The sequence below is a fragment of the Antarctobacter sp. genome (assembly GCF_048262615.1).
GTDB lineage: Bacteria > Pseudomonadota > Alphaproteobacteria > Rhodobacterales > Rhodobacteraceae > Antarctobacter.
Genome location: NZ_JBLXFB010000012.1, coordinates 62,937 through 85,317 on the forward strand (window position 1 = coordinate 62,937; position 22,381 = coordinate 85,317).

The following is a 22,381-nucleotide window of genomic DNA, read 5'->3' on the forward strand; positions in this document are numbered from 1 at the left end:
AGCCATGTCGCGGCTAGGGTTGTGCACCGGGGCGATGCCCCCATGCCGCAGTTGCCCCGCCAGCCCCGTCTGTGCCAGAGAGCCAGAAAAACCCTGCCCTGCTCAAGGACCGCCGCCCACAATGCCTGCCACATACCGCGTCTTGCCTCATCTAAATATTGTGCTGGTCCTGTTCCGAGGCGATATCACCGTGGATCAGAACATCGAAACCCTGCTGCGGTATCGCTCAGACCCGATGTTCGACGGTGGGCAGCACATTCTGCTGGATGTCATGGATTGCCGGTTTCCGGAGGGCTTCTTTGCCGAAACGGCGCGTCTGGCAAACCGACTCACCTCATATTACGAGGCCCGCGATCCGCGCGCGCGCAGTTCCATCTTTGCACCCGGCAAGGTGAATTACGGCATCTGCAAGCTGTACCGCGATGCGGTGCAGGCCAAGATGCCCTATCCGGTGGACGTGTTCCGCGATCCGGAATCGGCCCTGCTTTACGCCGAGCTTGATCCGAGGGATCGTGAGGTGCAGGGACTCTTGGGGCAGATCGCGCTGGGATTCGCGTCGAGCTGACCGGCCAGCGGCGCCATCGGTCCGGCGCCGATGCTGCTCGGCGCGGACCCGGCCCGCACGGCCCTACGGGGGTCTGGCGAGATGGTTTGCGCGCGGTCGGCAGACCCCGCGCAAACCGGTCTTGTTCAGTCTGACAGGCTCAGGCGGCCAGTTTGGCCAGATCCTCATCGGCGCGGGCCTTGGACGCTTCGGCATCGACCATCAGGCGATCCGACCGGACAACCTGCACGTCGGTGATGCCGACAAAGCCCATCACATGCCGCAGCCAGGGTGTTGCAAAGTCGATCGGGCCGTCGACCTCGGTGCCGCCCGAGGCGATGGTAAAGATCACCCGCTTGCCTTCGAGCAAGCCAACCGGGCCGGTGTCGGTGTATTTGAACGTGACGCCAGCGCGCGCGATCATGTCCACCCACGCCTTCAGGCTGGAGGGCACGCCAAAGTTGTAGATCGGTGTGGCAATCACGATGGTGTCGGCGGCGCGGACCTCTTCGATCAGCGTGTCCGACAGCGCCAGCGTGGCGCGCTGTTCGGCGGTGCGGGAGTCGGCGGGCGTCATGTTCGCCGCCAGCCATGTGCCGTCGATCTGCGGCACGGTCTGGGTCAGGTCGCGTGCGACAACCTGCGTCGGGGCGATGCGGTCGATGACGGCATCGGCCAGTTGGCGGGTGACGGAACCTTCGGTGCGGGCGGAGGCGTCAATGCGGAGTACGGTCTTGGTCATGGGTCGGGTCCTTGTGAGAAAGATGTCTGCTACAGCCCTCATTTGATCATTGCATTATCGAACGCAATTCCACACAAAGCGCAGACAGTGTGCGCATTCGCGCAGCAATGGCGAGGGACGTCAGATGGACAACTGGGATGAGATCCGCACGGCCTTTCAGGTGGCGCGACTGGGGACGGTCAGCGGCGCGGCAGAGGTGCTGGGTGTGCACCACGCCACCGTGATCCGCCACATTGACGCGCTGGAGGGGCGGCTGGGCGTCAAGCTGTTCCAGCGACATGCCCGCGGCTACACCGCCACCGAGGCGGGCACGGACCTGATGCGGGTGGCGAAAACCACCGACGAACAGTTGCAGCAACTCGAAGGGCGGATCAAAGGCCGTGGCAATGAGGTGGCGGGCGACCTGTTGGTGACGTCGCTCATCGCCTTTGCGCCGCTGGTGGTGCCCGCGTTGAAGACCTTCCGCGAGCGGTATCCGGACGTGATCGTGCGGTTCCTGACCGATGACCGGGTCTTTCGGCTGGAATACGGCGAGGCGCATGTGGCGCTGCGCGCTGGTCCTGCCCCGCAGGAGCCCGACAACGTGGTGCAGGCCTTTTCGCGGCAGGATATCGCGATGTATGCGCACCGCGACTACGTGCAGGCCAACGGCATCCCCGAAGACGAAGCGGCGATGAAAGACCACTATTTTGTCGGGCATGACGACCCCGACAGCCGCGCGCCGTTTCAGCGCTGGCTGATGGCGCGGGTGCCTTTTGACCGTATCGTGTTCCGCACCAGCGATGTGCGGGTCGGCGAGACGGCGGTGATTGGTGGGGCGGGCATCGGTTTCATGGGCACGCGCGAGGCGTCGCTGCACCCGGATCTGGTGCAGGTCATGCCGCCGCGTGAGGACTGGACGTCGCCGCTGTGGCTGGTGACACATGTGGATCTGCACCGCACCGCCAAGGTGCAGGCGTTTCTGAGCCACCTCAAGGAGTTCTGCGGCGAGGCATCGGCGCGATGACAGAGGCGGGCCGCGGCCACCTTGCGATGCTGGGCTTTGCCATGCTGGTGTCGGGGTCGTTTTCGCTCGGCGCAATGGCAGCGCCCCATATCGACCCGGCGGCCCTGAACGCGGTGCGCTTTGTCATCGCCGGGGTGGTGCTCTGGGTGTGGGCGCTGGCGTCGGGCAAGGTCAGCCGCACGGTGTTTGCCGCGCCGTGGCGGTATGTCGTGCTGGCGGGGCTGTTCGCCATCTACTTTGTCACCATGTTCGAGGGGCTGAAGACGGCAGCGCCGGTCAGCATGGCGGCGGTGTTTACCCTGAACCCGGCGTTGACGGCGGTCTTTGGGTATTTTGTGATGCGGCAGATCACGACGCCGCGCATGGCGCTGGCGATTGTGGTGGGCGGCGTGGGGGCGCTGTGGGTGATCTTTGACGCCGATCTGGCGGCGCTGTTGCGGTTCGAGGTCGGGCGCGGCGAGGCGATCTATTTCTGGGGCTGCGTGGCGCATGCGCTTTATGCGCCGATGTTGCGGCGGCTCAGCCGGGGCGAACCGGGGGTCGCCTTCAACGCGGGCATCCTGACGGCGGGGTCGGTGATCCTGTGTCTCTGGGCGGGGCCGGACCTGATCGCGATGGACTGGGCGGCGCTGCCCGCCATCGTCTGGTGGACCATCCTTTACGTCTCGCTGGCGGCGACCGGCGTGACCTTTCTGATCCTGCGCTACGCGACGCTGCGGCTGCCTGCGGCCAAGGTGATGGCCTATACCTATATCGTGCCGAGCTGTGTGATCCTGTGGGAACTGGCGCTGGGCCGGGGCGTGCCGACGGCGATGATTCTGCCGGGGGTGGCGCTGACGGCGTTTTCGCTGCTCTTGCTGCTGAAGGATGAGGACAAGCCCGCAGTGCTGTCGAAGACCTGAAAAGCGGCGCGGCCTGTCGGGGTGTCCACGCGTGGACAGGTTTGCGGGTATTAAAAATCAAGGACTTACAGGGACGGTTTTACCTTCTGTTAGGAAACGGGGCTGTCGGGGAGGGGCGCGGACGGGGCGGCCCGCGCCTGTCTGGACCGGCCCGGTCCCGCCCGGTGCGGCGGCGCGTCAGTCGCCGGTGGCGATGGTGACAAAGCGGGTCAGCGCGGCCTGCATCCGCGTGACGGCGGGATCGTCGGCGGCCAGCCCGTGAGAGGGCGCGATCCCTGCCGGATCGTCGTAAAGCGCCCATGTCTGCCCCTGAGCATCCTCGAAGAACAGCACCCGCAGCGGCAGATACAGCGCCATCGTCTGGCCGGTCTGAAGCGCGGCGGAGCGGTCGACGTCATGGGCACTGGCGATGTGGATGCGGTCGGCCATGGCGGCTCTGGCGGTCAGGGTCTGGAACGCGGCGGTGGCGCATTTCCGGTCCGTGCTGGCGCGGGTCGACAGGTTCGTTCCGGCGCGGGTGCAACTGGTGCGGGCGCTGATGGAACAGGGGTTGATTGAGGAAGCCTCGGCTAAGGTGGCGACGCTCCGGGAGATTGCGCCGAAATATGCGCTGGCCCATGCGGCGCGGATGTTCCCCTATCCGGTGGCGGCACAGCGGGCGCGGCTGCTGGGGGCGCTGTCGGCCTGCGGGTTGGAATGATTACGCCTCTGGTGGCTCTTCTGGCGGCGCGTCCCGCGCGGGCAGTTCCTGTTCCAGAAACCGTTCAAAGGCGTCGAGGTTCACCGGCTCGAACTGGCCAAAGCCCTGCATCCAGACAGAGGCTTCGCGCAGGGCGTCGGGTTCCAGCTTGCACCATTTCACCCGGCCGCGTTTTTCCTGACTGATCAGGCGGGCGTTGGTGAGCACGGTGAGGTGTTTGGAAATCGCCGCCAGCGACATTTCGAACGGTTCGGCCACATCGGTCACGGCCATGTCATCCTCCAGCAGCATCGCAAGGATGCGGCGGCGGGTGGGGTCCGCGAGCGCGGCAAAGGCAGAATCGAGGCGATCGGTCATCGCGGCCCAAGGATAAACGCGCCGATCCGTTCGGCAAGGCCGGAGGACAGCGGCAGCGTGGGGTCCGAATAGGTCGCCAGATTGGCCGGGCGGCTGTCGTCCTTGGCGGTCTTCAGTGTGTGGGTCATGCCCGCGACGCTGTAGAGCGTGCCTTGCGGCAGCGCCTCGGCAAGGATGCGGGCGTCGTCCTCAGCCATCTGGAGGTCGGCGGTGCCCTGCACGACCAGCGCGGGCAGGTCGAGTGTGCGCGCCTGTTCCGCCGGATCGACGGCAAAGAGGTCCATCAGGAAGGGCTGAACGGGCGGGGCAAAGATGGCGGACAACGGGCCTGGCAGGGCCTCTGGCGGCACCGGGCTGCCGGCGATCAATGAGATCATTGCTTTTTCCAGCGCCTGCTGGTGCTGCGCCAGCGCGGGCACGCCGCGCAGTTGTTCCAGCAGGATCTGGCTGATCGGACGGCCCGGCGCGGCCAGCAGCACCAGCCCGCAGATGTCGTCGCGGCTGCGCGCCAGTTCAAAGGCCACCAGCCCGCCTTCGGAATGGCCGATCAGCCAGACGCAGGACTGCCCGCTGCGGTCCTTCGCAAGGTCGATCCAGTGGCCCGCGTCCTGCGCGTAGAGCCCAAGGCTTACCGCGTTGGGGTTGCCGGTGCTTTGCCCGATGCCGCGTTTGTCGGCGCGCAGGGTGGCGATGCCCTGCGCCTCCAGCGCCTCGGCCAGTAGGCGGTAGGCGTCGGTCGACAGCCCCTGCGTGGAATTGGCGTTCCGGTCGGTCGGCCCCGATCCGGGTAGGATCATCGCCACGGCGGCGGGGGACTCAGCGGCCAGATAAGTGGCCTGAAGGGTGACCTCGGGCAGGGGCATCCGGATATCTTCGGCGGCCAGAGGGGGGGGCAGCAGAGCCAGCCAGAGGCCAAGGCAATAGGCGGGGCGCATGGGCGTCTCCTGTCGCGGTTTGCAGAGGTGTGGGCGGGGGCGGCGGAAAACTCAACCGCAAAGTTGAATGTGCATTTGCAGCGCCTCCCGCGCCGGATGCGGCTGCGGCGGAATGACCGGCGCGGGCGGGTGGGGGGAAAATGCGTTACAGAACAGGGGCTTGATGCGCGGGGCGACCGGCTGTCAGGCGTGTTGACTCAGGCCCCGCCGCGACATAGCACAAGGGCGACCCTGAGTGGAGCTGACACCGACGTGAGCGACCAAGATCCCAAGCGCAAGCTGGACGACCTGGACGCCAAGCTGGCCGCCTACAAGGCGGGTCAGAAAGTTGGCAAGGCCCATCAGGAAGAGCACTACAGTCAGGCCAATGTCGCCTGGCGCATGGTGACGGAAATGGTGGCCGGTCTGGGGATCGGTTTCGGGATCGGCTTTGGTCTCGACGCCCTTTTGGGCACCAAGCCGTTCCTGATGGTGGTGTTCGCGCTTCTGGGCGTCGCCGCGGGCATCAAGGTGATGCTGCGCACGGCCAAAGAGGTGCAGGCGAGTATGAACCCCGGCCCGGCCGGGACAGGCCCCGGCGGGGCCACAGGCAAAAGCCCCGGCGAGGGCGATGAGAACAGCGCCCGGATCACCGGAGCGGATGAGGGGAAAAGAGATGGCGACTGAGACGCACGGTGCAGATCATGCCGCGGAAAGCGGTGCTCTGGTGTTCCACCCGATGGACCAGTTCATCGTCAAGCCGCTGTTCGGCCATGGCGAAGTCGGTCTGTTCACCATCACCAACGTGACGCTGTGGCTGTTCCTTGCCATCGTCGCGGTTGTGCTGCTGATGGTCATCGGCACCTCGCGCCGGGCCATCGTGCCGTCGCGGTCGCAGTCGATTGCCGAACTGGCCTACGGCTTTGTCTACAAGATGGTCGAGGATGTCGCTGGCAAGGATGGTCTGAAGTACTTCCCCTACATCATGACCCTGTTCCTGTTCATCGTCTCCGCCAACTTCCTTGGCCTGCTGCCGATGAGCTTTACCACCACCTCGCATTTTGCCGTGACCGTGGTGCTGGCAATGGCGGTCTTCCTGACCGTGACCATTCTGGGCTTTGTCAAGAACGGCGCCGGTTTCCTTGGCCTGTTCTGGGTGTCGAGCGCGCCGCTGGCGCTGCGCCCGATCCTGGCCCTGATCGAGCTGATCTCGTACTTTGTGCGCCCGGTCAGCCACTCCATTCGTCTTGCGGGCAACGTCATGGCCGGTCACGCGGTGATCAAGGTGTTCGCCGGGTTCGCAGCCATCGCCGCGATCTCGCCGATTTCGATCCTTGCGATCACCGCCATGTACGGGCTGGAGATTCTGGTGGCCTTTATCCAGGCCTATGTCTTCACGATCCTGACCTGCGTGTACCTCAAGGACGCGCTGCACCCGCATCACTAAGGGCGGTGGGTTGAAAACCCACCCTACCCAACGAACAACCCGAATACTCAACTTCCAATCGTAAGGAGAATCTCAATGGAAGGCGATCTCGCACACATCGGCGCAGGCCTGGCAGCAATCGGTTCCGGCGCAGCCGCAATCGGGGTGGGCAACGTGGCAGGCAACTTCCTGTCCGGCGCTCTGCGCAACCCGTCGGCCGCCGCTGGCCAGACTGCTACTCTCTTCATCGGCATCGCATTCGCAGAAGCGCTGGGCATCTTTGCCTTCCTCGTTTCGCTGCTGCTGATGTTCGCCGTCTGAACCACGGAACTTAACGATCCTTACGCGCGGGCGGTCAGGCAGCCCTGACCGCCCGATGTAGAGACAAGTTCCGACGGAGGACAACATGGCGACCGAAACTCACGGGTCCGAGCCTGTCAGCGCATGCGTCGACGCCGGCGGCAGCGCCGTCGGGATGCCGCAGCTCTGCGGCGACTGGATCGGAAACCAGGTCTTCTGGCTGGTGATCACGCTTGTCGTGATTTACTTTGTGCTGGCCCGTATCGCCCTGCCGCGCATCGCCGCGGTTCTGGCGGAACGTCAGGGGACCATCACAAACGACATCGCCGCCGCCGAAGATCTGAAGCGCAAGGCGCAAGACGCCGAAGCCGCGTATGACAAGGCGCTTGCCGATGCGCGGGCCGAGGCCCAGACCATCGCGCAAAAGGCGCGTGACGATATCAAGGCTGATCTGAACGACGCCATCGCCAAGGCCGATGCGGAAATCGCGGCCAAGGCTGTCGAGTCGGAGAAGGCCATCACCGAGATCCGCGAAAGCGCCATGGCCCATGTCGAAACCGTGGCCAAGGACACCGCCGGGGCCATCGTGGCCGCGCTGGGCGGTGCCGCCGACGACGCCAAGATCGCACGTGCGGTCGATGCGCAGCTGAAAGGGTAAGGCCATGAAAAAGATCATCCTTCCCGCTCTGGCCGCGCTGTCGGCCACGCCTGCCGCCGCGGCCTCGGGTCCGTTCTTTTCGCTGGGCAACACCGATTTCGTGGTGCTGCTTGGGTTCGTGCTGTTCATCGCGGTGCTGATCTACTTCAAGGTGCCGGGCATGTTGAGCGGGCTGCTGGACAAGCGGGCCGAGGACATCCAGAGCGAACTGGACGAAGCACGCCTGCTGCGTGAAGAGGCCCAGACCCTGCTGGCCAGCTATGAGCGCAAGCAGCGTGAGGTTCAGGCGCAGGCGGATCGCATTATTGCGCACGCCAAGCAGGAATCCGAACTGGCCGCCGAGCAGGCCAAGGCAGAGATCGCCCAGTCGATCACCCGCCGCCTTGCCGCCGCCGAGAGCCAGATCGCCTCTGCCGAAGCAGCGGCCATCCGCGAGGTGCGTGACCGCGCCGCCGCTGTGGCCGTGGCCGCCGCGCGCAGCGTCGTGGCCGAGCAGATGACAGCGGACAGCGCTGGCAAGCTGATCGACGACGCCATCGCCGTCGTGGGTGCCAAACTGCACTGATCGCGACCACAGGAACTGCGGCGAGGCCCGGCCAAAGCGCCGGGCCTTGCGCGTTCCGGTACCTTGGCCGGGGCGCAGGCGCAAAAAACAACCGACCACGGGACAGCCGTGGCGCAACGGACAAGAGGCACAGGCGTGGCACATATTATCGTTGTCGGGAACGAAAAGGGCGGCGCGGGCAAGTCGACCATCGCGATGCATGTCGCCACAGCGCTGGCGCGGATGGATCACCGGGTCTGGACGCTTGATCTGGATTTGCGCCAGCAAAGCCTTGGCCGCTATCTCGCCAATCGGCGGGCCTGGCTGAAAAAGGAAGAACGGGACCTGCCGGTGCCCGGCTACATGCAGTTGCCAGAGGCCGATCCCGCCGCCGTGGCCGCCGGAGCGCAGGCCGCCGACAACCGGCTGAACCGCGCGGTGGCGGAGCTGGAAGAGAAATCGGATTTCGTCATCATCGACTGCCCCGGCTCTTATACCCGGCTCGCACAGGTGGCGCATTCGCTGGCCGACACGCTGATCACCCCGCTGAACGACAGTTTCGTCGATTTCGACCTGCTGGCGCGGATCGAGGGGGATGGGGAAAAGATCCTGGGCCCCTCGGTTTACGCGGAAATGGTCTGGTCGGCGCGGCAGTTGCGCGCGCAGGCGGGGCTATCGCCGATGGACTGGATCGTTCTGCGCAACCGCGTGGGCGCGCAACAGATGATCAACAAGGCCAAGATGGAAAAGGCGGTTGACACCCTGTCGAAACGGATCGGGTTTCGTGTCGGGCCGGGATTTTCCGAACGTGTGGTGTTCCGCGAGTTGTTTCCGCGCGGGTTGACCCTGCTGGATCTGCGCGACATCGGGGTGCGCAGCCTGAGCCTGTCGAACATCGCGGCGCGGCAAGAGGTGCGCGATCTGGTCAAATCGCTCAAGCTGCCGGGGGTCGAGGTCAATTTCTGACCTTTTCGGGTGCCGGGTCTGACTCAACTTGTGAAACGCGGGAGTTAACCTGCTGGTAACCAGTTTGCGGCATGCTTGGTCATGCGTTGGTTATCATGTGTTCTCCTCCTGCTTGGCCTCGCCGCATGTGATGCGGCGGGGCCGGGTTTTTATGGGGCCGAGAAACGCATCCGCGAGGTCGAAGGGGCGCGGTTTACCCTGCGTTTTCAGGGGGCTTTGGTGGAGGCGACGCGCACCAACCCGGACTGGCTGCCCCGGTTCCCGGATGTCGCCCGCAAGGCGGGGATCGCCGCACAGATCGAAAGCGGATGCCGCGCCGATTGGGTCGAAGGCGACCCGGCGATGATGTGGATCGGCCTGTCCTGCGACGGCAAACCGGCCCCGAAAAGGCCGCGCAGACCAAAAACCCTCTATTGCGATATCGGCGACGTGACGCGGCGGGGCGCGACCTATGCCGGTGCCCTGACCTGCCGAAAGTAAGGCGCGCAGCCCCAATATCTTGTGGAGAAGTGGCGGATGCCCGCCATATGAGCCACGGTTTTCTTGACTCGCTCCGACAGGACAGGGCAGGCTGAGGTCCATCACGGAATCGGACCTGAACCCTTGCGCTTTTCCAAAATCAGACTGACCGGCTTTAAAAGCTTTGTGGATCCCACGGATCTGGTGATCCATCCCGGCCTGACCGGGGTGGTGGGGCCGAACGGCTGCGGCAAGTCCAACCTGCTGGAGGCGCTGCGCTGGGTCATGGGCGAAACCCGCGCCAAGGCGATGCGCGGCGGCGGGATGGAGGACGTGATCTTTGCCGGGGCCGCCTCGCGCCCGGCGCGCAACTTTGCCGAGGTCAGCCTGCATATCGACAACGCCGACCGGCTGGCCCCCGCAGGGTTCAATGACAGCGACCAGCTTGAAATCGTCCGCCGGATCACCCGCGACGTGGGGTCGGCCTATAAGGTCAACGCCAAGGACACCCGCGCGCGCGACATTCAGATGCTGTTTGCTGATGCCGCGACCGGCGCGCATTCCCCGGCGCTGGTGCGGCAGGGGCAGATTTCGGAACTGATCAACGCCAAGCCCAAGAACCGCCGCAAGGTGCTGGAGGATGCCGCCGGAATCGGGGGCCTGTACCAGCGCAGACACGAGGCGGAGTTGAAGCTGAAAAGCACCGAGGCCAACCTGCTGCGCGTCGATGACGTGGTCGAACAACTGGCGGCGCAATTGTCGCAACTGGCCAAGCAGGCCCGGCAGGCGGCGCGCTATCGCGCCATCGGGTCGGAGTTGCGGCAGGCCGAGGGGATGCTGCTGTACCGCCGCTGGCGTGAGGCGGATGAGGCGCGGGCCACGGCCGAGAGCGCGCTGCGCGAGACGGTGACAAAGGCCGCGCAGGCGGAAACGGCGGCGCGGGCGGCGGAAAAGACGCGCGGCACCTATGAGGAGGCGCTGCCGCCGCTGCGCGAAGAAGAGGCCATCGCCGCCGCTGTCCTGCAACGGCTGATCGTGCAGCGCGACACGCTGACCGGGCAGGAGAAACAGGCGCTCGCCCGGATCGAGACCTTGCAGAACCGCATCGCGCAACTGGTCCGCGACATGGACCGCGAGGCCGGACTGAACCGCGACGCCGGAGAGACAATCGAACGGCTGGAATGGGAGGCGCGCGAGCTGCAAAAAGCCTCGGAAGGGCATGACGAGCGGCTGGCAGAGGCGCATGAGGCGGCACGCGAGGCCGCCAGCGTCTTGCAGATGCGCGAGGCCGATCTGGAGCAGCAGACAGAGGATGTGGCGCGGCTGGCGGCGCGGCACCAGTCGGCGCAACGCTTTCTTGCGGATTGCCGCAAGACCCTTGACCGCAACGAAAACGAGGCGGTCCGGGCGCGCGCCATGGTCGAGGCGGCCAAGGAAACGCTACTGACATCGCGTGAGGCGGCAGACCTTGCGCAGGACCGGCTGGAAGCGGCGCACGCCGCCGCCGAAGAGGCCGAAGAGGCCTTGACCGAGGCGGAAACCGCCCGCACCGAGACACAGGCCCGCGAGGCCGAGGCGCGCGGTGAACGCTCTGAGGCAGAGGGCCAGATGAACGCCCTGCGCGCCGAGGTGACGGCGCTGGCCCGCCTGCTGGACCGCGATACCGCCGAGGGCGGGCAGATCCTTGACCGGCTGCAAGTGGAACAGGGGTTCGAAAAGGCGCTGGGGGCCGCGCTGGCGGATGACCTGCGCGCCCCCGAGGTCGAGGGCGACGGGCCGACCGGCTGGGTCGTGCTGGCGGCCTATGATGACACCCAGCCCCTGCCCGAGGGCGCGAGCCCGCTGGCGGGGCATGTGTCGGTCCCCGACGTTCTGGCGCGTCGCCTCAGCCAGATCGGTCTGGTCGAGGCCGAGGATGGCCCGCGCCTGCAAGCCCTGCTGAAACCCGGTCAGCGGCTGGTCACGCTGGAGGGCGATCTGTGGCGCTGGGACGGCTACCGGGCATGGGCCGAGGATCAACCCTCGACCGCCGCGCTGCGGCTGGAACAGCTCAACCGGCTGGAGGGGCTCAAGCAGGAGATGGCCGAGGCCTCGGCCCGTCTGGACGGCACGCTGGCGGCGCACGAATCGCTGGTGGCGCGGCTGCGGGAGTTGACGGAGGCGGACAAGACCGCGCGCATGGCCCGGCGGGCGGCGGATCAGGCGGTGGCCGATGCGGCGCGCGCGCTCAGCCGCGCCGAGGCCGACCGCGACATGGCCGAGGGCAAGGTGGAAAGCGCCGCGCTGTCGGTCAAACGCTACGAGGACGAGGCCGGGGCCGCGCGCGGGCAACTGGCCGAGGCGCAGCGCGGGGTCGACACGCTGGACGATCTCGAAGAGGCGCGGGCGCAGGCCGAAGACGTCAAGATGACGGTCGAGGCGGCGCGCATGACCATGATGGCCAAGCGGTCGGCGCATGACGAACTGCGCCGCGATGGTGACGCGCGCAAGGGCCGGTCGCAACAGGTGACCAAGGATCTGTCCGGCTGGCGGCACCGTCTGGACACCGCCGAGAAACGCGCGACGGAACTGGCGGAACGCAAGGCCGACAGCGAAGCGGAACTGGCCGAGGCGCAGGACGTCCCCGGCGCGCTGGAGGATCAGCGCGGCGCGTTGACCGACGCGATGGAGACCGCCGAGGCGCGCAAGGCTGAGGCCAGCGACGCGCTGTCGACCGCAGAGGGCGCGCTGCGCGAGGCCATCGCCACAGAGCGCGACGCCGAGCGGCAGGCCGGTGAGGCCCGCGAGGCCCGCGCCCGCGCCGAGGCCCGCGCCGAAGCGGCGCGCGAAACCGTGACCGCGGCGGCGGAGCGGATCGCGGATGAGATGGACCTTGCCCCGGTGGCGCTGCTGACGCAGCTGGACACGGACCCCGACCAGATGCCCGCCTCCGACAGGATCGAGGCCGAGGTATCGCGGCTGAAACGCCAGCGCGACGCCTTGGGCGCGGTGAACCTGCGCGCCGAGGAGGACTCGAAAGAGGTTCAGCAAGAGCACGACACGCTGGTGTCGGAGAAATCGGACCTTGAAGAAGCGGTCAGGACGCTGCGGTCCGGCATTGCCAGCCTGAACCGCGAGGGGCGCGAGCGGCTGTTGACTGCCTTCGAGCAGGTGAACAGCAACTTCTCGATGTTGTTCACCCATCTCTTTGGCGGCGGCGAGGCCAGCCTGATGATGGTCGAAAGCGATGACCCGCTGGAGGCGGGGCTGGAGATCATGTGCCAGCCGCCGGGCAAGAAGCTGTCGACGCTGTCGCTGATGTCGGGGGGCGAACAGACGCTGACCTGTCTGGCGCTGATCTTTGCGGTGTTCATGGCCAACCCCTCGCCGATCTGCGTGCTGGACGAGGTCGACGCGCCGCTGGACGATGCCAACGTGACTCGTTTCTGCGACATGCTGGACGAGATGTGTCGCCGCACCGACACGCGGTTCCTGATCATCACCCACCACGCGGTGACGATGGCGCGGATGGACCGGCTGTTTGGCGTGACGATGCAGGAGCAGGGGGTCAGCCAGTTGGTGTCGGTCGATCTCAAGCGGGCCGAGAGCCTGGTGGCCTGAGGGGGGCCCATGCCGAAGGCATGCTTGCAGCATGACCCCCGTCTCCCTGCGGTCGACTCCCCCGGATATTTTTACAGAGAAGAAACATGAAGGCGCGGCCGGCGGATGGCGCGGTGCGGGTGTCGGCAACGGGTTTTCTCGCCGTGGGTTTTGCGTCAAGACTGGCGGGTGTCTTGTCTTGCCTGATGCCGCGGGCGGTTTGCCCTGTGTCCCCGAGAGCCACCTGAACGCCAGAGTATCCGCATGCGTCTGTTTCTGTTGATCGCGCTGACCATGGTGGCCTTTGCCGCCAATTCGGTGCTGAACCGCGCGGCGCTGGCGGCGGGGGGGATCGATGCGGTGAGTTTTGGCACCATCCGGCTGTGGTCCGGGGCGGTGGTGCTGGTTCTGTTGGCGCTGGTGCTGCGCAGGCGGGTGGCCTTGGGCGGGCCGGGCCGGATGGCCGGGGTGCTGGGGCTGGTTCTGTATATCTACGGGTTTTCGGTCGCCTATGTGGCGCTGGATGCGGGGTTGGGCGCGCTGATCCTGTTCGGGACCGTGCAGGTGACGATGTTTGGCGGCAGCCTGATGGGCGGCGAGCGGCCGCCCGTGCTGCGTTGGCTGGGGGCGGCGATGGCCTTTGGCGGGCTGGTCTGGCTGCTATGGCCCGGTGGCGGGCTGGAGCTGAGCCTGCTGCATGGCGCGGCGATGGTTCTGGCCGGGCTGGGCTGGGGAATCTATTCGCTGGCCGGGCGGCGGGCGCGTGATCCACTGCTGGCGACGGGGGCGAATTTTGTGCTGGCCGCGCCGATCGGCTTTCTGATCGGGCTGGCCTTGCCGGTCAGCCCCGAGGCAATGGCGCCGGAGGTGTCGGGCATTGCTCTGGCGGTGATTTCGGGGGCGGTGACCTCGGGGCTGGGCTATGCGCTGTGGTATCATGTGCTGCCTCAGCTGACGGCCAGCGTGGCGGCGGTGGCGCAGCTGACCGTGCCGGTCATTGCGATGGCGGGGGGCATGGTTTTTCTGGGCGAGGCGGTGACGGCGGATTTTGTGGTGGCCGCGCTGGTCGTGCTGGGCGGGGTCGCGCTGTCGGTGCTGCGAAGATAGGCTGTCCACGCGTGGACAGCGGCGCGGCTGTGAAAAATCAATGGGTTACAGAGACGGTTTTACCCTTTGTCAGGACTTTGCCCTGCCGGGGCCTAGTGCTGGATCGGTTCCAGCGGGTCGTAGGTGAACCCCGCGCCCCATGCCACCTCGGGCAGGCTGGAGGGTTTCAGGCGCAGGGCGGCGACCTCTGTCCGGGTGAAGAAGCGGCGGGTGTGGACGATGCCCTCGGGGTCTTTCCAGTGGTCCGAAATCGCCCCGGCGGTGATTGTGGCGCGAAAGAACACCTCGACCTGATGAAAGCGGCCGCCGGGGTCGTGAAACTCATTCACCAGACAGGGCGCACCAACGGCGATGGTCAGGCCGGTTTCCTCAAACACCTCGCGGATCAGATTGTCCGGCAGGCTGGCGTGCGGCTCGGCCCCGCCGCCCGGCGCGCACCACAGGTTGGACCGCGCGTCGCGCCACGCGTTGACCAGCAGCAGCCGGTCCTCATGCAGGATCACGGCGCGGGTGGCGAGGCGGGGGCTGGGCATTGGACATTCCTTTGGTCCTTTTCTAGGCGCTGCGCCAGCGCTATGCCAGCGGCATGAAATGGCTTTTGCTCTCTCTTCTGACCTTGTTCCCGGTTGCCGCGCGTGCCGGAGACTGTGTGATCCTGTTACACGGGCTGGCGCGGACCGAGTATTCCATGGCGGTTCTGGGGCTGGTTCTGGAGGCGCGGGGGCATCGGGTGATTGTCCCTGGCTACGCGTCCACCTCGGACCGGATTGAGCGCCTTGCCAGGGAAACCCTGCCTGACGCGGTGGCGCAATGCGGCGCGCAGGAGGTGCATTTTGTCACCCATTCCATGGGTGGCATCCTGTTGCGCTACTGGTTGCAGGATCATCGGCCAGAGCATCTGGGGCGTGTGGTGATGCTGGGGCCGCCCAACAGCGGCAGCGAATTGGTCGATGTGATGGGCGGCTGGGAAATCTTTGCGTGGTTCAACGGACCGGCGGGGCTGCAACTGGGCACCGGACCGGACGACCTGCCCGCGCGGCTGCCGCCCGTCGATTTTCCGCTGGGGGTCATTGCCGGGACGCAGACGCTGAACGCGGCGACCAGCGCGATGATTCCGGGGCCGGACGATGGCAAGGTCTCTGTCGCCTCGACGCGGGTGGACGGGATGCAGGAGCATATCGTTTTGCCGGTCACGCATACCTTCATGATGCAGGCCCCCGAGGTCATGGTGCAGGTGGTGCTGTTCCTTGAGCAGGGCCATTTCGACGGAGACGTGGATTGGCACGTCCTGCTGGGAGAGGCGGCGCTGTCCTGCCTGACGGGGGCGTGTAATGTCGATTGAACTGGAGTTGCGCGGCGCGCGGGTGATGCGGCCGGGGGGCTGGGACCCTGCGCCTTTGTCGGTGGCAGGCGGGGTGATTGCGGATGGACTCGTCGGGCGGGTGGTGGACCTGTCGGGCTATGATCTGCTGCCGGGGATCGTCGATGTGCATGGCGACGGGTTCGAGCGGCACATGGCCCCGCGCCGGGGCGCGTTGCGCGAGCGGGATTCGGGTATGGTGGCGGTGGCCGCCGAACTGGGGGCCTGCGGCATCACCACCGCCGTGTTGGCGCAGTTCTGGTCATGGGAAGGCGGGATGCGCGGGCCAGCGTTTGCGCAGGAGGTCTTTGCCGCCGTCGAGGCGGTGGCCCCGACTGTGCCGGTGGATCTGCGGGTGCAGATGCGGCTGGAGACCCATTTCACCGAGAGTTTTGCCGGAGCAGAGGCGGCGCTGGACCGCTGGGGCATCGGTTATGTGCTGTTCAACGATCACCTGCCGCACAAGCGGCTGGCCGAGGGGCGCACGCCGCCGCGCCTGACCGGGCAGGCGTTGAAATCGGGGCGCAGCCCGGAGACGCATCTGGCGCTGATGCAGCGGTTGCACGCGGCGGGGGCCGAGGTGCCTGCCGCGCTGGAGGCGTTCTGCGCGCGGCTGGCCGCAAAGGGCGTGCGGATGGGCAGCCATGACGACCAGACGTCCGAGGGCCGGGCCGAGTGGCGGCGGCGCGGGGTGTTTGTGTCGGAGTTCCCCGAGACGTTGGAGGCGGCGCAGGCGGCGCGGGACGCAGGCGAGCCGGTGGTTCTGGGCGCGCCGAATGTGGTGCGAGGGGCAAGCCATGCGGGCAATGTCTCGGCCTTGGAGTTGATTGGGGCGGGGCTGTGCGATGCGCTGGCCTCTGACTATCACTATCCGTCGCCTGCGCGGGCGGCGTGGCGCTGTGTGGAACTGGGGCTGATGGCGGAGGCGGCGGCCTGGGCTCTGGTGTCCGAGGGGCCGGCGCGGGTGCTGGGCCTGTCGGATCGCGGGCGGCTGATGCCCGGATTGCGGGCCGATGTGGTGGTGATGGAGCGGGAGACCCGGCGCATCGCGGCGGTGATCGCGGGCGGGCAGGTGGCGTATATGAGCGGACCTGTGGCGGGGCGTTTCATCGCCTAGCGGAGCGCTGCGCGCACAGGGTGGTTTGCGTTCAGGCCACGCAGGCCTTGAGGAGGGCGCTGCCCTCCTCAAACTCCACCCGAGGTATTTTTACAGAGAAGAAACCGGGGGGTTAGGCCTGTGGTGTCAGAAAGTTGGCGTGGCCCATCTTGCGGCCCGGTTTGGTGGCGGATTTGCCGTAGAGGTGCAGGGCGCAGGTGGGGTCGGCGGCGAGGGTTGGGACGCGGTCCATATCGTCGCCGATGAGGTTTTCCATGCGGATGTCGCTGTGGCGGCTGCCGTCGCCCAGCGGCCAGCCCGCGACGGCGCGGATGTGTTGTTCGAACTGGTCGGTCAGGCAGCCGTTTTGCGTCCAGTGGCCCGAGTTGTGCACGCGGGGGGCGATTTCGTTGATCAGCAGCCCGCCGGGGGTGACGAAAAACTCGACGCCGAGGACGCCGACATAGTCGAGCGCGTTCAGGATGCGGCCAGCGGTGAGCACGGCGTCGGTGAGGGTGCGGTTGGGCAACGGGGCGGGCACGGTGGTGGTGCGCAGGATGCCGTCCTTGTGGACGTTCTGGCCGGGATCGAAAGCGGCGACGCGGCCATCGGTGCCGCGGGCGGCGATGACCGAGATTTCGGCGGTGAAGTCGACGAAGCCCTCCAGCACGGCGGGGGCGCCTTGCAGGGCTGCGAGGGCTGTATCGGCGTCGGCGGGGGAGGTCAGGCGGGCCTGGCCCTTGCCGTCATAGCCGAAGCGGCGGGTTTTCAGGATCGCGGGGGTGCCGATGGTGTCGATGGCTTGGGTCAGGCTGGCGGCGTCGTCCACCGGGGCGAAGGGGGCGATGTGCAGGCCGAGGTCTTGCAGGAAGGTTTTTTCGGTCAGGCGGTCCTGACTGATGCGCAGCGCCTCGCGGCCCGGATGGATGGGGCGGAGTTGTTCGAGGATGTCGAGCGCTGTGGTCGGGATGTTTTCGAACTCATAGGTGATGGTGTCGACGGACTTGGCGAAGCGGTCCAGCGCCCTGGTGTCGTCGTAGTCGGCCTGAATGTGGACATTGGCGACATGGGAGGCGGGGCAGTCTGCGCCCGGCTCATAGATGCAGGTCTTGAAGCCGAGGCGGCTGGCGGCGACGGAGAGCATGCGGCCAAGCTGGCCGCCGCCAAGGATGCCGATGGTGCTGCCGGGGAGGAGGGGGGCGGTCATGGGCGTACCTGCGTTTTGGGCGTTGGGGGTGTGGGTCAGTCGCGGGTCGGTTCCACGGCGATGGAGGCCGAGAGGTCGGTGCGCCACTGGTCGAGACGGGTGGCCAGCGCGGGGTCTTGCAGGGCGAGGATGCCGGCGGCCATGAGGCCGGCGTTTTTTGCGCCCGCTGCGCCGATGGCCATGGTGGCGACCGGGTAGCCGCGTGGCATCTGGAGGATGGAATAGAGGCTGTCGACGCCGCTGAGGGCGCGGGTCTGGACCGGGACGCCAATGACCGGCACGCGGGTCTTGGAGGCCATCATGCCGGGCAGGTGCGCCGCGCCGCCTGCGCCTGCGATGATGACGTGCAGGCCGCGCGCCACCGCCGTCTTGCCGTAGTCCCAGAGCCGGTCGGGTGTGCGGTGGGCCGAGACGATTCGGGTCTCATAAGCGACGCCGAGTTCGTCGAGAACATCGGCGGCCTCGACCATTGTGGGCCAGTCCGACTGGCTGCCCATGATGATGCCGACCTTGGGGCTGTCCATCCGTCCCTCCGCGTTAAGAGGGTTTCGTTATACGGGATGCGGAGGGGGGTGCAATGGGGGCGCTGAGGGGGGCTCTCAGGCGATGATGTCGGGCAGCAGCCGGTCCTCGATCTGGGCGATCTTGTCCTTCAGCTTCAGCTTTTTCTTCTTCAGCCGTTGCAGGGTCAGCTGATCGGCGGTGCCGGTGTGCTGCAACGCGCGGATGGCGTCGTCGAGGTCGCGGTGTTCGCGGCGGAAAACCTCAAGCTCGACCCGCAGGACATCGTCGTTCTTCATCGAGATATCTGTGGGCGCGTTCATGTGCCAAGTCCCCTGTCGGTCATCCGGAGCCTCAAGATAGCGATTCGAATGCTTTGCGCAAAGCCCCTTGCGCGTTTTCGCCCCGGTGCCCATATTTCGAGGGTCGCGGTCGCCGAAACGTGGGGCCCGGTGTGACGGTCGCTTGTGCAAAGGACGTGTCGATGAGCAAACTTACCTTGGGATCTTATCCCCATATGCTTGGCTTTGAGCAGTTGGAGCGCTTGCTGGAGCGGACTGCGAAGACCAGCGAAGGCTATCCGCCGTTCAATATCGAACAGACATCGGATCATTCCTATCGCATCACTCTGGCGGTGGCCGGGTTCTGCGAAAGTGACCTGTCGATCACCGTGGAGGACCGGCAACTGGTCATCCGGGGGCGGCAGGGCGACGATGGTGGCGACCGAATCTTTCTGCATCGCGGAATCGCCGCGCGCCAGTTCCAGCGCTCTTTTGTGCTGGCCGACGGTGTCGAGGTCGGCGAGGCCGTCATGGAGAACGGGCTGTTGCACGTGGATCTGACGATGACGCGGCCCGAGTCCGTGGTTCAGACGATCAGCATCAGGAAAGGATAATTTCGATGCATGCCAAGTATGATTTCGACAAGCTGGTCGCCGGAAAGACCGTCTATGTGCGCCCGGTGAAAACCGCCGATCTGCCGGACGACCTGCGCGAGCAGGTGGCCGGGCAGGAAACGCTGTACGCGGTGCACCGCGCCGATGGCGAGCGGCTGGCGCTGGTCAAGGACCGCTCGCTGGCCTTTGTGCTGGCGCGGCAGAACGATCTGGCGCCGGTGACGGTGCACTGAGGACCTGACAGGCCGAGGATCGGACCGGACTGCCGGTCAGAGCGATCCTGACGATATCGAGGGGGTCGGGGGGCGCTGCCCCCGTCTCCCTGCGGTCGACTCCCCCGGGTGTATTTGGACAAAGAAGAAGCCGGGGCCGTTTGCGCGGCCTTGTGGACTCATGTCCGGGCACGGGTGTGATCCGGCGCGGACCGGGGTCAGTGGCTGTGGCCCGGACTTTGGTGGCGGGCCAAGAATCGCGATGGCCCAAAGGCTTGGGCATCGGCGCGCGGCGCGGTCTTGACAGGTTGCCGGTCGCTGGGCGTCACTGGGAGCATCAGTCAACCAGAACGGAGCCACCGATGCCTAGAGGGAGCCTCGCCGCGCTGGCGGTTCTGTGCATGTCGCTGTCAGGGACCGGGGCCGGGGCAGGGGATGCGCATGTGGCCTGCGTGCAGGGGCAGTTGGTGGCGCTGGGGCATGCGCCGGGGCCGGTGGACGGGTTGACCGGGCCGCGCACCCGCGACGCCCTGCGCGCCTATGTGGACACATTGGACGCGGCACGGCGCGGGGTTCTGGACGCGCTTCCGGCGTTCGATGCGCGCAGTTCCGTGGGCTGGTGCCGCGAGATCGGCTTGAGCGCGCCGGTGGCGCGGGCGGTGATGCCCTCATCGACGCCGCCGCAGGTTTTTATCGGGCCGGATGTCCATCCCGAGATCGCCGACCATGTCATGACCGCCTTTCTGGAGGCCGAAGCGTTTCTGTATCGCCGCTATGGTGTGCAGGTGGCCAGTCAGGTGCGGATCATCGTGGCCACCAATGCCGACGCCTGGCAGCGGTTGGTGGCCGAGGCGGGGACGATGGCGTTGCAGTCCTGGGCCGATGTGCGGGCGCGGGCGCGGCGCGACTGCGAGACGGAGTTTGGCCTTGGGGCCAGCGCCTCTCGGGATGGGGTGTCGTTCTGCGGCACCACGCTGGCGCTGCGGACCCCGGCGCTGGGCGAATTGTACCGGATGGTGCTGTCGGTGACGATGGCGCATGAGCTGGTGCACAACGTCCAGCGCGAACTGAGTTATGACAAGGTGCCGCGCTGGGTCAACGACCCGGACAGCGTGCGGCCGCGCATGGGCCCCGCGTGGATGGTCGAGGGCACGGCGCAGGTGGTCGAGCAGGCGTTCATGCGAGAGAAATTCGGCCGGTTTGTGCCCGGATTGCACGCGATGCGCACGCTGGCGGCGGGGTCGGAGCTGACGCTGCGGCAGATCCGGCTGGCGGGCGAGGTGCGCGCCTCCGAGGCCTATGATGTGTCCGCCTACGCGGTGGCGATGCTGGTGGAACGCTATGGCGAGGAAACCCTGTTCCGGTTCTGGCGCGTGGTGGGCGAGACCGACAACTGGTTCACCGCCTTTGAACAGGTCTACGGCATGACGGTGCAGGCCTTCGAGGATCTTTATCCGACGCTGCGCGACGACCAAATGGCGCAGCGCGAGTTTCTGGCGGATCGCGACATGAACGGCGACCAGATCCTTGCCCATCGGCCGCTGACGGAGGCGGAACTGGGGCGGTGAGGCGGGGCGCGCAGGGTAGGATTCCCCTGACTTGCCGGGCGGGCCGTGCGTTTCTACCTTTGGTGCCAGTTAGCATCAGGGGATCAAGCCCATGACGATCACACGGTTGATTTCAGCACTGGCCCTTTGTCTGGGGGCGACGGCGGGGGCCGCTGCGGCCTCTGACACCCATGTGACCTGCGTGCAGCAGCAACTGGCGCGGCTGGGGCTGGACCCCGGCGAGGCGGATGGCGTCACCGGTGTGCAGACGCGCCGCGCGGTGGCGGAGTTTGTGCAGCGGCTGGAGGGCGAAGAGGCCCATGCGGTGTTCAACGCGCTGCCCGAGTTTTCAGAGCGCGCGGCGGTGGGCTGGTGCCGTGAGATCGGCTCTTATGCGCCGCAGGCGGCGGAGGTCATGCCCTCGGCGGAGCCGCCGCTGATCCTGACCAAGGACAATATCTCTCCGGTGATTCGCGGTTATATCGAGCGGTCCTATGAGGAGGCGCGCCAGACCTTTGCGGTCGAATACGGCATCGCCACGGCGAGCAAGCCGGTGCTGATCGTGGCCTTTGGCCGGGACGATCTGGAAGACCTGCTGAAGTTGCCGGTGCCGGGGATCGACGATCTGTCGCCCGCGGCGGCGGAAGAGACGGCGGACGATCTGTGCGTCGGGGTCGAGCGGGTGATGGGCAGCGCCTACCGCAACCGGATCGCGCTGTGCATGCCGTCCGGGGATCAGGAGGCTGTCACCTCTTACGAGATCTGGCAGGGGCGCTATCAATACGTGATGTTGCACGAATACATGCACCATGTTCAGCGCGAGATGAGCTATGACAAGGTGCCCTTTGACGGGTTCGGGCGTCGCCGCATGGGGCCGTCGTGGATGGTTGAGGGCAGCGCCTATCTGGCGCAGATCAAGTCCCGCGAGGGCCCCACGCGGACGGTATCGGTGCCGATGCTGGTGTCGTTGCAGTCGCGCGATGCCGAGGACCCGATCCCGCTGGATTTCATCCGCAAGAAGCAGTCGGTGCGCAGCGATGCGGAATATTCGGCCTCGAACCTTGCGGCGGCGCTGCTGGCGCTGCGGTTTGGCGAGGACCGCATGGTCACCTTCTGGCGCGCGGTGGGCGAAGAGGACGACTGGGATGCGGCCTTTGAGACGGCCTATGACATGCGGATGGATGATTTTGAGGCGTTGTTCGAAGACATGCGCCACGATCTGACCAAGTTGGTGAAATTCGCCCGCGCGGAGGCGCCTTACGGGGCAGAGATGTTGCGGGGCACGCCGTCAGGGCCAAGCCGGTCGGGCCACGGGGCGCGGGTGCGGTTGCGGGGCTGAGCGCAAACGCGTGGCGCGCG

General features: G+C 66.6%; 27 protein-coding genes. 19 read left to right on the plus strand and 8 right to left on the minus strand.

Annotated features, from left to right (window positions below):
• Positions 1-190: 190 nt before the first annotated feature.
• Positions 191-565, plus strand: a complete 375-nt coding sequence (locus tag ACN0S5_RS14350; protein WP_417209343.1) for a hypothetical protein — start codon at positions 191-193, stop codon at positions 563-565.
• A gap of 139 nt (positions 566-704) precedes the next feature.
• On the opposite strand, the gene ACN0S5_RS14355 is transcribed toward ACN0S5_RS14350, so the two are convergent.
• Positions 705-1,286, minus strand: coding sequence for an FMN-dependent NADH-azoreductase (locus tag ACN0S5_RS14355; protein ID WP_417209345.1), 582 nt, complete (start codon positions 1,284-1,286; stop codon positions 705-707).
• A gap of 124 nt (positions 1,287-1,410) precedes the next feature.
• Between ACN0S5_RS14355 and ACN0S5_RS14360 the strand changes: the two genes are divergently transcribed.
• Both ACN0S5_RS14360 and ACN0S5_RS14365 read left to right on the plus strand, forming a co-directional pair.
• Positions 1,411-2,292, plus strand: coding sequence for a LysR family transcriptional regulator (locus ACN0S5_RS14360; protein ID WP_417209346.1), 882 nt, complete (start codon positions 1,411-1,413; stop codon positions 2,290-2,292).
• The gene (locus tag ACN0S5_RS14365; protein ID WP_417209348.1) at positions 2,289-3,194 is read left to right on the plus strand and encodes a DMT family transporter; all 906 of its coding nucleotides are present in this window, start codon (positions 2,289-2,291) and stop codon (positions 3,192-3,194) included. Before ACN0S5_RS14360 ends, ACN0S5_RS14365 begins: the two co-directional genes overlap by 4 nt.
• 177 nt (positions 3,195-3,371) lie before the next feature.
• Here the strand turns inward: ACN0S5_RS14365 and ACN0S5_RS14370 are convergent, their stop codons facing one another.
• Entirely contained in the window at positions 3,372-3,623 is a 252-nt protein-coding gene (locus ACN0S5_RS14370) for a DUF302 domain-containing protein (protein WP_417209350.1), read from the minus strand.
• On the opposite strand from ACN0S5_RS14370, the gene ACN0S5_RS14375 reads away from it, so the two are divergent.
• Positions 3,622-3,894, plus strand: coding sequence for a tetratricopeptide repeat protein (locus tag ACN0S5_RS14375; protein ID WP_417209352.1), 273 nt, complete (start codon positions 3,622-3,624; stop codon positions 3,892-3,894). The genes ACN0S5_RS14370 and ACN0S5_RS14375 overlap by 2 nt on opposite strands.
• Here the strand turns inward: ACN0S5_RS14375 and ACN0S5_RS14380 are convergent, their stop codons facing one another.
• Together ACN0S5_RS14380 and ACN0S5_RS14385 are read right to left on the minus strand one after the other, a co-directional pair.
• Entirely contained in the window at positions 3,895-4,251 is a 357-nt protein-coding gene (locus ACN0S5_RS14380; protein ID WP_417209354.1) for an ArsR/SmtB family transcription factor, read from the minus strand.
• A complete protein-coding gene (locus ACN0S5_RS14385; RefSeq protein WP_417209356.1) occupies positions 4,248-5,186 on the minus strand; it encodes an alpha/beta hydrolase in 939 nt (312 codons plus the stop codon). Before ACN0S5_RS14385 ends, ACN0S5_RS14380 begins: the two co-directional genes overlap by 4 nt.
• 252 nt (positions 5,187-5,438) lie before the next feature.
• Here ACN0S5_RS14385 and ACN0S5_RS14390 point away from each other — a divergent pair, with 252 nt between their 5' ends.
• The 9 genes from ACN0S5_RS14390 to ACN0S5_RS14430 all read left to right on the plus strand — a co-directional run bounded on the left by ACN0S5_RS14390 (position 5,439) and on the right by ACN0S5_RS14430 (position 14,204).
• Positions 5,439-5,852, plus strand: a complete 414-nt coding sequence (locus ACN0S5_RS14390; RefSeq protein ID WP_417209358.1) for an AtpZ/AtpI family protein — start codon at positions 5,439-5,441, stop codon at positions 5,850-5,852.
• Positions 5,842-6,612 (plus strand): F0F1 ATP synthase subunit A, encoded by a 771-nt coding sequence (locus tag ACN0S5_RS14395; protein ID WP_417209360.1) that lies wholly within the window; start codon positions 5,842-5,844, stop codon positions 6,610-6,612. The genes ACN0S5_RS14390 and ACN0S5_RS14395 overlap by 11 nt, the downstream gene beginning before the upstream one ends.
• A gap of 75 nt (positions 6,613-6,687) precedes the next feature.
• Complete coding sequence (locus ACN0S5_RS14400) at positions 6,688-6,912, plus strand: F0F1 ATP synthase subunit C (protein ID WP_089276753.1); 225 nt, start codon at positions 6,688-6,690, stop codon at positions 6,910-6,912.
• Between the two features lie 85 nt (positions 6,913-6,997).
• A complete protein-coding gene (locus ACN0S5_RS14405; RefSeq protein ID WP_417209362.1) occupies positions 6,998-7,549 on the plus strand; it encodes a F0F1 ATP synthase subunit B' in 552 nt (183 codons plus the stop codon).
• 4 nt (positions 7,550-7,553) lie between these two features.
• Entirely contained in the window at positions 7,554-8,114 is a 561-nt protein-coding gene (locus ACN0S5_RS14410; protein WP_417209364.1) for a F0F1 ATP synthase subunit B, read from the plus strand.
• Between the two features lie 135 nt (positions 8,115-8,249).
• A complete protein-coding gene (locus tag ACN0S5_RS14415; protein ID WP_417209365.1) occupies positions 8,250-9,059 on the plus strand; it encodes a division plane positioning ATPase MipZ in 810 nt (269 codons plus the stop codon).
• Between the two features lie 81 nt (positions 9,060-9,140).
• Positions 9,141-9,539, plus strand: coding sequence for a hypothetical protein (locus tag ACN0S5_RS14420; RefSeq protein WP_417209367.1), 399 nt, complete (start codon positions 9,141-9,143; stop codon positions 9,537-9,539).
• A 123-nt stretch (positions 9,540-9,662) separates the two neighbouring features.
• Positions 9,663-13,118: a chromosome segregation protein SMC gene (gene smc, locus ACN0S5_RS14425; RefSeq protein WP_417209369.1), complete on the plus strand. Its 3,456-nt coding sequence runs from the start codon at positions 9,663-9,665 to the stop codon at positions 13,116-13,118.
• 243 nt (positions 13,119-13,361) lie between these two features.
• The gene (locus tag ACN0S5_RS14430; RefSeq protein WP_417209370.1) at positions 13,362-14,204 is read left to right on the plus strand and encodes a DMT family transporter; all 843 of its coding nucleotides are present in this window, start codon (positions 13,362-13,364) and stop codon (positions 14,202-14,204) included.
• Positions 14,205-14,296: 92 nt separating this feature from the next.
• Here ACN0S5_RS14430 and ACN0S5_RS14435 read toward each other — a convergent pair whose 3' ends face one another.
• A complete protein-coding gene (locus ACN0S5_RS14435) occupies positions 14,297-14,737 on the minus strand; it encodes an NUDIX domain-containing protein (protein WP_417209371.1) in 441 nt (146 codons plus the stop codon).
• A gap of 53 nt (positions 14,738-14,790) precedes the next feature.
• Between ACN0S5_RS14435 and ACN0S5_RS14440 the strand changes: the two genes are divergently transcribed.
• Together ACN0S5_RS14440 and ACN0S5_RS14445 are read left to right on the plus strand one after the other, a co-directional pair.
• Positions 14,791-15,546, plus strand: a complete 756-nt coding sequence (locus ACN0S5_RS14440; RefSeq protein WP_417209373.1) for an esterase/lipase family protein — start codon at positions 14,791-14,793, stop codon at positions 15,544-15,546.
• A complete protein-coding gene (locus ACN0S5_RS14445; protein WP_417209375.1) occupies positions 15,536-16,681 on the plus strand; it encodes an alpha-D-ribose 1-methylphosphonate 5-triphosphate diphosphatase in 1,146 nt (381 codons plus the stop codon). The genes ACN0S5_RS14440 and ACN0S5_RS14445 overlap by 11 nt, the downstream gene beginning before the upstream one ends.
• A 112-nt stretch (positions 16,682-16,793) precedes the next feature.
• Here ACN0S5_RS14445 and ACN0S5_RS14450 read toward each other — a convergent pair whose 3' ends face one another.
• The 3 genes from ACN0S5_RS14450 to ACN0S5_RS14460 all read right to left on the minus strand — a co-directional run bounded on the left by ACN0S5_RS14450 (position 16,794) and on the right by ACN0S5_RS14460 (position 18,691).
• Positions 16,794-17,867: a 5-(carboxyamino)imidazole ribonucleotide synthase gene (locus ACN0S5_RS14450; RefSeq protein ID WP_417209376.1), complete on the minus strand. Its 1,074-nt coding sequence runs from the start codon at positions 17,865-17,867 to the stop codon at positions 16,794-16,796.
• 35 nt (positions 17,868-17,902) lie between these two features.
• Positions 17,903-18,391 carry a 5-(carboxyamino)imidazole ribonucleotide mutase gene (gene purE, locus ACN0S5_RS14455; RefSeq protein ID WP_417209378.1) on the minus strand — a complete coding sequence of 163 codons (489 nt, stop codon included), beginning with the start codon at positions 18,389-18,391 and terminating at the stop codon, positions 17,903-17,905.
• Positions 18,392-18,466: 75 nt separating this feature from the next.
• Positions 18,467-18,691: a YdcH family protein gene (locus ACN0S5_RS14460; protein WP_417209379.1), complete on the minus strand. Its 225-nt coding sequence runs from the start codon at positions 18,689-18,691 to the stop codon at positions 18,467-18,469.
• Positions 18,692-18,852: 161 nt separating this feature from the next.
• On the opposite strand from ACN0S5_RS14460, the gene ACN0S5_RS14465 reads away from it, so the two are divergent.
• The 4 genes from ACN0S5_RS14465 to ACN0S5_RS14480 all read left to right on the plus strand — a co-directional run bounded on the left by ACN0S5_RS14465 (position 18,853) and on the right by ACN0S5_RS14480 (position 22,361).
• Complete coding sequence (locus ACN0S5_RS14465) at positions 18,853-19,263, plus strand: Hsp20 family protein (protein ID WP_417209380.1); 411 nt, start codon at positions 18,853-18,855, stop codon at positions 19,261-19,263.
• Positions 19,264-19,268: 5 nt separating this feature from the next.
• The gene (locus ACN0S5_RS14470) at positions 19,269-19,496 is read left to right on the plus strand and encodes a DUF1150 family protein (RefSeq protein WP_323767189.1); all 228 of its coding nucleotides are present in this window, start codon (positions 19,269-19,271) and stop codon (positions 19,494-19,496) included.
• 341 nt (positions 19,497-19,837) lie between these two features.
• Positions 19,838-21,043: a hypothetical protein gene (locus ACN0S5_RS14475; RefSeq protein WP_417209382.1), complete on the plus strand. Its 1,206-nt coding sequence runs from the start codon at positions 19,838-19,840 to the stop codon at positions 21,041-21,043.
• A gap of 91 nt (positions 21,044-21,134) precedes the next feature.
• Positions 21,135-22,361 carry a peptidoglycan-binding domain-containing protein gene (locus ACN0S5_RS14480; RefSeq protein WP_417209384.1) on the plus strand — a complete coding sequence of 409 codons (1,227 nt, stop codon included), beginning with the start codon at positions 21,135-21,137 and terminating at the stop codon, positions 22,359-22,361.
• The last annotated feature ends 20 nt before the right edge of the window (positions 22,362-22,381 follow it).